Here is an 11,833-nt window from a genome sequence, read left to right on the forward strand (position 1 = left end):
GCCCTCAAAACCTACAGTTGCAACGGCGGCAACTGTTTGAAAATGCTGACCAGCCCTTCGCCCCAGCCTTTGCGGATGGCGCTGAAATGCGGGTGATCTTCGGTGATGCGGTACTGCTGGGCGCTGCTGAAGCTGTCGCGTGGGTAGATCATCACGTCGAGCGGCAGGCCGACCGACAGGTTGCTGCGCAGCGTGGAATCCAGAGAGATCAGCGCGCACTGCATCGCCTGTTCCAGAGGGGTATCGAAATTCAGCACCCGATCGATAATCGGTTTGCCGTATTTGCTTTCGCCAATCTGGAAATAGGGCGTATCGCGGCTGGCCTCGATAAAGTTGCCCTGCGGGTAAATATGGAACAGCCGCATCTCTTCGCCTGAGATCTGGCCGCCGAGCAGCAGGCTGCAACTGAAGTCGGTGGTGCTGCCGCTTTGCTGGGCTTCGCTGTCGCGTTGGATCACTTCCCGCACCGTTTCACCCACCAGCGTAGCGGCTTCGTACAGGCTGGGCGCGTTCAGCAGATTGGGGCGCTCGGCGTCTTTGCTGCGGCGTTGTAACAGGCTGATGATGCTCTGGGTGGTTGCCAGGTTACCGGCGCTTTGCAGCACCAGCATGCGTTCGCCGTCCTGCTGAAACACGTGCAATTTGCGGAAGGTGGAAATATGGTCCACTCCGGCATTGGTGCGTGAATCGGAAGCAAAGACCAGCCCGGATGACAAGCGCATGGCCACACAATAGGTCATACCACAATCCCTCAAAACAATACTGGCACGCCGCCAAACGCCAGCGTGCCGTAAACCTTCGCTTTCGACAAGAGGCTATTGCCCGGTTGGCATCATCTGCACTTCGGCCATGGTCTGCATATTTTCGCAGCCGCCGCCAAGCCGCATGCCGCGTACCGGACAGGCGTCCAGATAGTCGATGCCTACCGCCAGTTTAAGATGCTGATTCGGCAGGCGGGTGTTGTTGGTGACGTCAAAGCTGTGCCAGCGTTCGTCGACCCAGGCCTCCGCCCAGGCGTGGGTGGCGACGTGGGTGGAGTCCTCGCTGTAAAGATAGCCGCTGACATAGCGCGCCGGAATGTTCAGGCTACGGCAGCAGGCCAAAAATACGTGGGTATGATCCTGGCAGACGCCGGTGCCGGTCGCGAATGCCTGGGCTGCGCTGTCGGTGACGCTGGTAGACCCCGGGCTGTAAGGCATTTTCAGCAGCAGTTCGCCCATCAGATGTTCCAGCCCGTCCAGCACCGCCTGCGGTTGGTAATAGCGCAGGGCGAACGCCTGGATCGCGCTGTCGGGTTGGGTCAGCGGACTGTGGCGCAGGAACACCAGCGGCGACAAATGCCCCATGACCTGATCCTCGGTACCGTCTTCAATCTCCACCACGCCGTGGGCCTGAATGGTAATCGCCTGATGCGGGTGATCCAGCGTCAGCACGTGCAGCACGTTGCCAAAGGCATCGGTGGTGCACACCGCATCTTCCGGCAGCGTCAGTTGCCAGGAGATAATGCGCTGGTGTTCTGAATCCTGCGGCGTCAGGCGCAGATACTGGGTGCTGCGCTGAACCTGCTGGGCGTAGGTATAGTGAGTGTTGTGCTCAATGTTCAGTTTCATTGCGCCTCCAGATAAGTGTGATGGATGCTTTCCGCGATGCCGCCAATCTGGTTGAGAAACGCATCCAGCCAGTCGTTCAGCCCGACCTTGTTCAGGTCTTTCATGCTGCTGAAACGCAGTTCGGCATGCAGCGTGTGCGCCAGTCGGCGCGGGTGATTGGAGCTGTTGCCGCCAATTTGCTCCAGTTGTTGCACCATATCGCCGACGCAGGCCAGCAGGGATCGCGGAATTTCATTTCGCAGGATCATCAGTTCGGCAATGGTGTCTCGGCTAAGCTGCTGCTTGTAGATGCTGTGGTAGGCTTCGCGCGCGCTCACTGCCCGCAACAGCGTGTCCATGCGGTAATATTCGCGCACCGGATCGCCGTCGCTGTCCATCAACGTGTTCTTGACCCCCAACAGGCGGGCGGTGCTGTCCGCGCGCTCCAGCAGGGTGCCGAGGCGGATAAAGCACATGGCGTCGCTGCGCAGCAAGGTGCCGAACATCGCGCCGCGAAACAGGTGCGAGCGTTCCTTTACCCAGTCGAAGAAACCATCCGCCCCCACCGACCCTATGCCCTGACGGCGGATCAGCTTCATTTCGATCCAGGTGGCGTTAATGCACTCCCAGACCTCGGAAGAGAGGCTGCCGCGCACCGCATGGGCGTTGTTCCAGCCCATCTGCAAACAGCTGTAAATGCTGCTGTGGTTACGGCTGTCGAGGGCAAAAAAACTCACCAGATTAGCCATCGTCAGATCAGGGTAAGCGGCGGCATACAGCTGCCCGGTACTGGTCAGATTGAGCGGCACCTGCAGATCCTGATCCTCGCTGTCGCGGATCGGCATCATCGACAGCTTGTTGGTGACGTCGAGCACCCGGGCGATGCTTTCCGCCCGCTCCAGATAGCGGGCCATCCAATAGAGTTCACTGGCAGTTCGGCTCAGCATGCGTCGTCCTCCAATACCCAGGTATCCTTGGTTCCCCCGCCTTGCGACGAGTTGACCACCAGTGAGCCTTGCGCCAGCGCCACGCGCGTCAGGCCGCCGGGCACCAGGCGAATTTCCGCACCGCTGAGGGCGAACGGCCGCAGATCGATATGCCGCGGCGCCAGGCCGTCGTTGACGAAGGTCGGGCAGGTCGACAGCGCCAACGTGTTTTGCGCAATGTAGTTATGCGGTTTGGCCAGCAGCAGACTGCGAAAGTGGGCAATTTCGTCTTTGCTCGCCGCCGGGCCGATCAGCATGCCGTAGCCACCGGCGCCGTGAACCTCTTTCACCACCATCTGTTCCAGATTGGCCAGCACGTACGACAGCTCATTCTTGTGGCGGCATTGCCAGGTGGGCACGTTATTGAGGATCGGCTCTTCCTGCAGATAGAAACGCACCATGTCCGGCACGTACGGGTAAATCGACTTGTCGTCGGCCACACCGGTGCCGATGGCGTTGGCCAGCACCACGTTACCGGCGCGGTAAACCGACAGCAGCCCCGGCACGCCGAGCATCGAGTCCGGGCGGAATGCCAGCGGATCGAGGAAGGCATCATCCACCCGCCGGTAGATCACGTCGACCTTGCAAGGCCCGGCGGTGGTGCGCATAAATACTGCCCCGTCCTTGACGAACAGATCGGCACTTTCAACCAGCTCGACCCCCATCTGCTGCGCCAGGAAGCTGTGTTCGAAATAGGCGCTGTTGAAACGCCCCGGTGTCAGCACCACCACGGTAGGATCGTTAATCGGCGAGCTTTCGCGCAGGGTTTGCAGCAGGTGCGACGGGTAGCGCTCCACCGGCGCGATGCGTTGCTGGGCGAACAGCTCCGGATACAGACGCATCATCATTTTGCGGTTTTCCAACATATAGGAAACGCCGGACGGGGTGCGCAGGTTGTCTTCCAGCACGTAATACTGGCCGTCACCGTTGCGCACCATATCCACGCCGACAATGTGCGCGTAAATATTGCGGTGCAGATCGACCCCTTGCATACAGGGCTGATACTGATCGTTGGCCAGCACCTGTTCCGCCGGAATGATCCCGGCTTTCAAAATATGTTGTTGATGGTAAATATCATGCAGAAAAGCGTTGAGCGCCTGGACGCGCTGACGGATACCGCGATCGAGCATTGCCCATTCGCTGGCGGGGATGATGCGCGGCACGCTGTCGAACGGGATCAAACGTTCAGCGCCGTCATCCTCACCATACACATTAAAGGTAATCCCCACCCGGTGAAACAGCAGTGCAGCCTCTTCCCTCTTGCGTTGGATGGCCTTTTGGTCAGCCTGTTGCAGCCAATGCCAGTAAGCTTCGTAGTGACCCCGGTGTTTACCCTCAGCCAGAAGCATCTCATCAAAAAACGGTGAAGCGGACAGATCGATATTTAGCATCATCACCTCGTCGACATTGCAGGCTGTATACAGAACCAGCATAAAATGTGCCAAGGTGATAAAGGGGCGAAAATGGCGCGAAATGGCATCATTGATGGGAATAAAGCCCGATTGAGGGGCAACGGAAAGGAAAATTGCTTTAAAACGGGGCAAAACAAAACGTGTTGGGCAGATCTTGGTCGCTAATAGCGCAGAGCTGGAGAGACAAATAAAAACGGCCAGCCTGGGCTGACCGTTGGGCGCGTGGTCGCGGTATTAGCGACGAACGGCGATGGCTTCGATTTCGATTTTCACGTCTTTCGGCAGACGGGCCACTTCAACGCAAGAACGGGCCGGGAACGGCGCGCTGTGCTCGGTGAAGAAAGTTTCATAAGCGGCGTTAACGGTGGCGAAATCGTTCAGATCTTTCACGAAAACCGTGGTTTTCACAATGTCGGCCACTTTCAGACCGGCGGCTTCAACGATCGCTTTAACGTTTTCCAGCGACTGGCGAGCCTGAGCGGCCACGTCGTCGGCGACGGCGCCGGTTTTCGGATCGACCGGGATCTGGCCGGAAGTGATGATCATGCTGCCCAGATCAACGCCCTGCACGTAAGGACCAATGGCTGCCGGGGCGAGTTCAGTGCTGATGTTACGTGACATTTTTTCTCCTGATATACCCTTCGTCTTTCAAACCGCAGCGTTGTGGGCTGCGTGGCTCACCGTAGGGGACGAATAAATTCGTCCCGATTCATTTGGGCACCGCATGCAGCGCCCCTACGGGGATCCCATTATAGGCAGTCACCGGGAGAATAACAGCCTCATCTCCCGGCGAAAGGCCAGACTCAGTCCGCCTGCAAGACCACCTGGTGCTCGAATTCTTTCTCGCAGTAGCGGCATTTCAGGTGCACGTCGCCGTCGCGGGATTTCACGCTAAAGCTGGAAGACACCGGTTCGCTGCGGCTGATGCAGTTGCTGTTCGGGCAGGTCAGCACGCCGTCGATATGATCCGGCAGGCTGAGGGTCAGTTTGCGCACCACTTCGTAATTGTCGATGCGGTTAACCGTGGCTTTCGGTGCGTACATCGCCAGTTGGTTAGCCTGCTGTTCGGTCAGGAAGGTGTTTTCGATTTTGATCAGGTCTTTACGGCCCAGCTCGTTGGAAGGCAGGTTCAGGCCGATGGTGATGCGCTGGTCGGTGGCGGTCAGCTTGAACAGCGTCAGCAACTTAAAACCGATCTGCGCCGGGATATGGTCAATCACCGTGCCGCACTTGATCGCTTCAACCTGCAGTTTGTTATCGTGAGTCATGACGGTTCCCCTTAAAGAGCCAAATCTGCGTTTAAAACCAGCGCCAGCAGCGCCTGACGGGCGAAAATGCCGTTACCTGCCTGCTGGAAATAGTAGGCGTACGGCGTTTTGTCCACGTCGGTGGTGATCTCGTCAATGCGTGGCAACGGGTGCAGTACCTTGAGGTTGACGCGTGCACCGGCCAAATCCGCCGCGCGCAGGACGAACTGCGCCTTCACGTTGGCATATTCGGAAGGATCCAGACGCTCTTTCTGTACCCGGGTCATGTAGAGAATGTCCAGCTCCGGCACCACTTCTTCAATGCTGCTGTGCAGGCTGTATTGGATGCCTTTCTCTTCCAGCATTTGCAGGATGTAGGCCGGCATCGCCAGCGCATCCGGGGCGATGAAGAAGAAGCGGTTGCCTTCAAACTTGGCCAGCGCCTGCGCCAGCGAGTGCACGGTACGGCCGTATTTCAGGTCGCCGACCATGGCGATATTGATGTTGTTCAGACGGCCCTGGGTTTCCTGAATGGTGAACAGGTCGAGCAGCGTCTGGGTCGGGTGCTGGTTGGCACCGTCACCGGCGTTGAGCACCGGGATACCGCCGGAGAACTCGGCCGCCAGCCGCGCCGCACCTTCCTGTGGGTGGCGCATGACGATGGCGTCGACGTAGGTGCCAATCACCGAGATGGTGTCGGCCAGCGTTTCACCTTTTTTGCCGAGCGAAGTGTTGCTGCCGTCGGCAAAGCCCACCACCGAAGCGCCCAGGCGGTGCATCGAGGTTTCAAACGACAGACGGGTACGGGTCGACGCTTCAAAGAAACAGCTGGCGATCACCTTGTGCTTTAGCAGCTCGGGCTGTGGATTGGCTTTCAGGCTGGCGGCGGTGCGCAGCACCAGCTCCAGATCCTCGCGGCTGAGATCGTTAATAGAGATGATATGTTTGTGATACAGCGGGTTGGCCATTTTTCACTCTCCTCGACTCGTGCCCGTGGCGCGGGGCTTTGAACAGATTTTTCAGGCAAAAAAAAGCCCCTCAACGAGGGGCTTGAAACGATCGGTTTAGCAACAGGAGAAACAACGGCAGTTGGCTGCCGATAGGCAGTCGGTTTTGTCGGTTGTGGCTAACAAAACACACGTCGTTTTTCATGCTTTCTCCTGGCAAATTGTCGCGCATTATACTCGCGCTTTTGACCACTGCAAGCGCTAAAACGCCGATTTTTGCCATTTCGCAATCGATTGGCTGGTGGCCTTTAACCGCATGACGAGGAAATTCATCCTCAGTGGGTCCGCCGCAGCAAAATAACCAGAACGAAAATACCGCCCAGACCGGCGGTAATAATCCCGATGGGCAGCTCCTGGGGCGCGGTGATGACACGGCTGAGCAGATCGCCGGCAGAGAGCAATATTGCCCCTAATATGCCCACCAAGGGCAGCAGACGCCGGTGACGCACGCCGGTAAAAGGGCGTGCCAGATGGGGAACCATCAAACCGACAAACCCAATCACCCCGGTTAATGCCACCAGTAGCGCGGTTGCCAGTGAACAGCAAAGAAAGACTTCCGTACGTAAACGGCGGGTGTCGATGCCCAGCGTGCCGGCAGTCTGTTCGCCCGCCAATAGGCCATCCAGCGATCGCCAGCGTAAGCTAATCAACAGCACCAGTAACAGCAGCGCTATTAAGGCAAAAATCAAATTATCCCAACGGGCCAGCCCCAGCCCGCCCAGTGTCCAGAACAGTACGCTGCTGGCCGTGCGTTGGTCACCGGAGAAAACCAGATAATTGGTGAAGGCGCCAAATAGAAAAGACACCGCCAGGCCACAGATAATCAGCTTTTCGGTGCCTTTCTGCGATTGAGTCATAAAAATAATCATCACCACCGCCGCAGAGAGCATCCCGCCGACAAAAGAGGAAACCGGTAACGTCCAGGCCCCGAGACTCTCGCCGAGGCGAGTGATCACCAGTACCACCCCGGCAGAGGCACCGGAGGAGAGGCCAAAGAGAAACGGATCGGCCAGATCGTTGCGGGTGGTGGTTTGTAACAGCGCGCCGACCAGCGCCAGCCCGGCCCCGGCCAGCAGCCCCAGCAAGGTTCGCGGCAAACGCAGTTCCAGCACAATGCTTTTAATCATTGGCGGTACATCACCCGGGGTGATACCCAGCGCGATCATCACCTGAGAAAAAGAGAGCGGCACACTGCCTTGCGCGACATTGGCAACGATTAGCCCTGCCAATAACAGCGGGGCGAAGGCCCATGCCAGCCGAAAACGTATTTTTTCCGACATCAGATGAAGGCGGCGGGATACAGGGCCTGAGCCAGTTTATGGATGGCCTCAATATTGGCCGGCCCCGGCGTCAGTGCCTGGTATTTTAATTTCAAATAGCGGTGATGGATCACTGCCGGTGTGTGCTTCATCAGAGGGTGTTGTTCAAGGAACCGCTGTCGTGCGTCAGTGTCGTCGGGCGCTGCTGTCTGATAATCCACCAGAATGATAAATTCCGGTTCCGTCGCCGCGACGTTTTCCCAGTTGGTGTGCACCCAACTGGTGTTCAGGGTATCCATCACGTTTTTCGCCCCGGCGGCTTCGATAATCGCCGTCGGCATGGCGTAGGCCCCGCTGGTATAGGGCTTATCTTCACCGGAATCATAAAGAAACACCTTTACGGGGGTTTGCGTCGCCACTTTGCGATGGATATCGGCGACCTGCCGTTTCCAGTCCGTGACCCGCTTTTGCGCCAGTTCCTGTTTACCAAAGACTTTGCCGAGCCGGATCATGTCGCCGTAGAGCAAATCCATACTGGCGCGCGGCCGATGGTTGTCGACATGGATGCAGCTTTCACTCAGTACCAGCGTTTTGATATTAAATTTTGCCAGCGCTTGCGGGGTCACTTCACCCCGCAGACCATAATTCCAGCCGGCGAAGAACAGATCGGGACTGACGGCGAGCAGGTTTTCGATCGTCGGGTATTTCGGTGCCAGTTCGGGGATGTCCCCCCGCTGTTGTGTGAATTCAGGGGTGTTTTTATACCAGCCGGAGATCCCGGTAACCCCGACCATAGAAGGCTGGAGCTGCAGGGCAAACGCCATTTGCGACATATTGATGTCTTGAATAACGGCCCGCTGTGGGGGGCGATTAAAGGTCAGGGGCTGGCCACAGTTGTCTACCGTGACAGGAAAACCAGAGGCCTCAGCACTTCCAGCTGCAAACGCCAGTAATGCGACGAGGGTTAACTTTTTCACATCGACTCCAGATTGATGACACCGAAGGGGCATTGATAGGGCATTGCCGTCGGTTTTCTGGCCTGGCGTAAGCGGGGTGAGAGCGGAGGAGTGTCACCCCATGCGGATAACCGCGTGGGTCAAAACGGCAAAACCGAAGTCAGTAACCCGGTTTATTGGAAACGGGGGCAACATACCTGAATAATTCATATGACAAATGTAGTTAGATCAAACAATTGGCGGTTGTCGGGAATTTCAGCGGGATCATGTCGGCAAAGCCTCGAAGAAACGCAAGGTTTTGCCGGTTTCCGGGTGACGGGCCAGCAGAGATTTCATGCCAAACACCTGTTGCAGGTGCGCCGATTCAAGCACGGCATCAGGTGGGCCATAACACAGGATTTTTCCTTCATTCATCAACATTACTTGGTCGGAAAAGGGCTGGACCAACTCGAGATCGTGCAGCACCTTTAACGTGGCGATCTTTTTTTCATGGATCAGCGCCAGCAACTGGTGTCGCGCCAAGGGATCGAGATGGTTGGTGGGCTCATCAAGCAGTAACAGCACCGGCTGCTGCGCCAGTACCCTGGCGAACCCGGCGCGCTGACGTTCGCCACCTGAAAGCTTGCCCAACGGGCTCTGTTGCAGATGGCCGATACCCACATCCTCCATCGCTTTCGCAACAATCCGCGAGTGGTGAGAGGGCGAGTTATCGGCCAGCCAGGGCAGCCGCCCCAGTGCCACATACTCGTTAACCCTTAGCCGTAAATCCGCGTCGTCATGCTGACTCAGCAAGGCGATAGAGCGGGCGCGTTGCTGGGGTTTCAGGCGGGCTAACGGTGTTCCCTGAAAGAGAATTTCGCCTTCGCTCGGCTTGAGCTCACAGGTCAGTAACCGCAGTAGCGTGGATTTCCCACAGCCGTTCGGGCCGATGATGGTGACGGATTCCCCTGGCTGAAGGCTAAAGGTGACCCGATCAATCCGTGGGGCTTTCCCCGGGCTTGCCAGGGAAAGATGCTGCACCGACAAGAGGCTGTCGGTGGGCAGACTGTTCATGAAATATCCTTTTCCGTTATCAGAAAAACGTCTCAATGGTTTCTATCACGTTGTAATCATCATCAATCAACAACAGCGCTTTCCATTTATCGAAGGTCAGGCAAGGGTGCGAGGTGGCAAACACCAGAATATCACCGACCTGCAGCGGGAAGTCTGCCGGGCAACTTAGCATGGCATGCTGATCCATAATCCCCTTGGTGCTCAGGTGCTGGACGCCGCTTTCTTGCAGCACCCCGTTGCGGTAATGGGCGATCGGCTGCGGCAACCCGGCGTCGAATGCCGCATCCCGTTTGCCGAAATTGACGATAGCCCGGCCCGGCTCCGGCACCGACTGCACCAGCGCAATCAGTTCCAGTGCCGAAGTCAGCTCCCCTGCCAGATCGCAAGCGTAGCTGTCGCGGGCCAGTACCGCATTTTGCGCGTCCTGATAAATCCCCTGATCGTGGGTGATGTAACAGCCGGGGCGGATCACCACGCGGCAGTTTTCCGGCAGCGTTTCGTCACCCCAGACGCTGCAAACCACGTCATACCAGGCAGAGCCCGCCCCGGTGAGGATCGCTTCTTCACCGCTGAGCAGATGCTGCCGATGCAGTTCACGCAGCAGACCGGCGGCGTCACGCAGGAATTGTTCGATTTTACTCTGGGCGTCGTCGCCGTGCATCACGCCTTCATACAGCTCGATACCTTGCAAACGTAATCCCGGCAGCCTGGCGATATCCTGCGCCAATTGTTCGGCTTGTGCCACGCTGCGGCAACCGCAGCGGCCACCGGGTACGCCCAATTCCAACAGAACATCCAGGGTTTGTCCGCGCTGGCTGAAAAATGCCGAGAGGGTTTGCGCATTGCTCAGGTTGTCGATGCAGCAAAGGAAAAGGGTGGAGGGATGTTGCGCTTTCAGTTCGGCAACGAGTCGCATGTTGGCCTTGCCGACCAGTTGGTTAGCCATCAGCACCCGGGGTACGCCCGCCTCCATTGCCACCTTTGCCTGCCAGGCGGAACCGACGCCCACCGCCCAGGCTCCCTGGGCCACCTGACGCTGGAAGATCCAGGGGGTCATGGTGGTTTTGCCGTGCGGGGCCAGAGAGACGCCGCGTGCATCGGCATAGTTTTGCATCCAGGCGATATTGTTTGTCAGGCTGCTGAGCTTAATCACCGCGGCCGGCAGGCAGACATCTTCGTTCAGCAGGTTCGCCGGGGCGGCCGGGTCACTGCGCATCACGGCGGCCTTGTGGGTAACGGTGAAATCTTTTTGGTATTTCATAACATTATCCTTTGGGTGCTCTATCTTTTTTTAAATTGGGTATCTTGTTTTATTGCTTTGATTTAACTTAGTTTTTAATATTTGTTATCGATATGTGGGTACAAAGTATCATTTTCAGGACTGTTTTTTGTGTAGTCTTCCACTGTTTTCTTGCATTGTAAATGACAAAATTTAACCACTATGAGGTGAGGCGATGGGTGTGGATATCGACATTATCTCGCGTATTACAGAGCGTTTTATTGAGCTGAGCAGCACCGAAAAACGCATCGCGCAATTCATTCTGGACGATGCAGACGCGGTGACCGCCATGCCGATTGCCGAACTGGCCAGGCAGGCCAACGTCAGCCAGGCCTCGATCACGCGCTTCGCCAAAACGCTGGGTTGTCGGGACGTACGTGACCTTAAGGTTAAGCTGGCGCAGTCGCTGGCGGTGGGGCAGCGGTTTATTCATGAAGAACCGGATCTGGAAGGGCTCCAGGGGATTTACGAAACCATCATCAATGTCCTGACGATTAACCGCCGGACGATCGACGAACCGGCGCTGGCCAAAGCGGTGGAGTGGCTTGGCGACGCGCGGCAAATTCTGGCCATTGGCATGGGGGGCGGTTCGACCATTTGTGCCGCCGAGGTGCAGCATCGCCTGTTTCGGCTCGGGCTGCCGGTCACCACGCAAAGCGACGGCTTGCTGGTGCGTATGATGGCAGCGGCGGTAGCCAAGCAGGATGTGGTGGTGGCGCTGTCGTTGGGCGGCTACACGCAGGAAGTGGTGGAAAGTGCGGCGATTGCCCGCCAGTACGGGGCCAAAGTAGTGGCCATCACCCCCGCCGGAACGCCGCTGGCGGCGCAGGCCGATGTGCTGCTGGCGCTGGTGGTACGGGAAAATGATTACATCTACAAACCCAGCACTTCGCGCTACGCCATGTTGGCGATGGTCGATGTGTTGGCGACGGCGCTGGCCATGGCGAATAAGCGCCAGTCCCGTGACCGCCTGCGCCGCATCAAACTGGCGCTGGACAGCCACCGCGGCGGGGCCGATCGGCAGCCGCTGGGGGACTGAGTCGCT

At 57.6% G+C, this 11,833-nt stretch carries 12 protein-coding genes; 1 reads left to right on the forward strand and 11 read right to left on the reverse strand.

What is annotated here, in order from left to right; translation table 11 throughout:
- Nucleotides 1-11 precede the first annotated feature (11 nt).
- From ACGS9J_RS17315 to ACGS9J_RS17365, 11 genes are all read right to left on the reverse strand, one after another.
- On the reverse strand, nucleotides 12-740 hold the full coding sequence (locus ACGS9J_RS17315) for a peptidase (protein ID WP_442232071.1): 729 nt from the start codon (nucleotides 738-740) through the stop codon (nucleotides 12-14).
- Between the two features lie 75 nt (nucleotides 741-815).
- Nucleotides 816-1,610 carry a transglutaminase family protein gene (locus ACGS9J_RS17320; protein ID WP_442232072.1) on the reverse strand — a complete coding sequence of 265 codons (795 nt, stop codon included), beginning with the start codon at nucleotides 1,608-1,610 and terminating at the stop codon, nucleotides 816-818.
- Nucleotides 1,607-2,536 carry an alpha-E domain-containing protein gene (locus ACGS9J_RS17325; RefSeq protein WP_442232073.1) on the reverse strand — a complete coding sequence of 310 codons (930 nt, stop codon included), beginning with the start codon at nucleotides 2,534-2,536 and terminating at the stop codon, nucleotides 1,607-1,609. The genes ACGS9J_RS17320 and ACGS9J_RS17325 overlap by 4 nt, the downstream gene beginning before the upstream one ends.
- Nucleotides 2,530-3,966, reverse strand: a complete 1,437-nt coding sequence (locus ACGS9J_RS17330) for a circularly permuted type 2 ATP-grasp protein (protein ID WP_442232170.1) — start codon at nucleotides 3,964-3,966, stop codon at nucleotides 2,530-2,532. Before ACGS9J_RS17330 ends, ACGS9J_RS17325 begins: the two co-directional genes overlap by 7 nt.
- 255 nt (nucleotides 3,967-4,221) lie before the next feature.
- Nucleotides 4,222-4,608: a 2-iminobutanoate/2-iminopropanoate deaminase gene (gene ridA / locus ACGS9J_RS17335; RefSeq protein WP_442232074.1), complete on the reverse strand. Its 387-nt coding sequence runs from the start codon at nucleotides 4,606-4,608 to the stop codon at nucleotides 4,222-4,224.
- A 182-nt stretch (nucleotides 4,609-4,790) separates the two neighbouring features.
- Nucleotides 4,791-5,255 carry an aspartate carbamoyltransferase regulatory subunit gene (gene pyrI, locus ACGS9J_RS17340; RefSeq protein WP_020825003.1) on the reverse strand — a complete coding sequence of 155 codons (465 nt, stop codon included), beginning with the start codon at nucleotides 5,253-5,255 and terminating at the stop codon, nucleotides 4,791-4,793.
- 11 nt (nucleotides 5,256-5,266) lie between these two features.
- Nucleotides 5,267-6,202 (reverse strand): aspartate carbamoyltransferase, encoded by a 936-nt coding sequence (gene pyrB / locus ACGS9J_RS17345; RefSeq protein WP_442232075.1) that lies wholly within the window; start codon nucleotides 6,200-6,202, stop codon nucleotides 5,267-5,269.
- Nucleotides 6,203-6,516: 314 nt separating this feature from the next.
- On the reverse strand, nucleotides 6,517-7,521 hold the full coding sequence (locus ACGS9J_RS17350; RefSeq protein WP_442232076.1) for a FecCD family ABC transporter permease: 1,005 nt from the start codon (nucleotides 7,519-7,521) through the stop codon (nucleotides 6,517-6,519).
- Nucleotides 7,521-8,510 (reverse strand): ABC transporter substrate-binding protein, encoded by a 990-nt coding sequence (locus ACGS9J_RS17355; protein ID WP_442232077.1) that lies wholly within the window; start codon nucleotides 8,508-8,510, stop codon nucleotides 7,521-7,523. Before ACGS9J_RS17355 ends, ACGS9J_RS17350 begins: the two co-directional genes overlap by 1 nt.
- Nucleotides 8,511-8,720: 210 nt before the next feature.
- On the reverse strand, nucleotides 8,721-9,509 hold the full coding sequence (locus ACGS9J_RS17360; RefSeq protein WP_442232078.1) for an ABC transporter ATP-binding protein: 789 nt from the start codon (nucleotides 9,507-9,509) through the stop codon (nucleotides 8,721-8,723).
- Between the two features lie 19 nt (nucleotides 9,510-9,528).
- On the reverse strand, nucleotides 9,529-10,770 hold the full coding sequence (locus tag ACGS9J_RS17365) for an amino acid deaminase (RefSeq protein WP_442232079.1): 1,242 nt from the start codon (nucleotides 10,768-10,770) through the stop codon (nucleotides 9,529-9,531).
- Between the two features lie 193 nt (nucleotides 10,771-10,963).
- On the opposite strand from ACGS9J_RS17365, the gene ACGS9J_RS17370 reads away from it, so the two are divergent.
- Complete coding sequence (locus tag ACGS9J_RS17370) at nucleotides 10,964-11,827, forward strand: MurR/RpiR family transcriptional regulator (protein WP_442232080.1); 864 nt, start codon at nucleotides 10,964-10,966, stop codon at nucleotides 11,825-11,827.
- Nucleotides 11,828-11,833 lie beyond the last annotated feature (6 nt).

Source organism: Serratia quinivorans (genome assembly GCF_052113645.1).
Classification (GTDB): Bacteria; Pseudomonadota; Gammaproteobacteria; order Enterobacterales; family Enterobacteriaceae; genus Serratia; species Serratia quinivorans_B.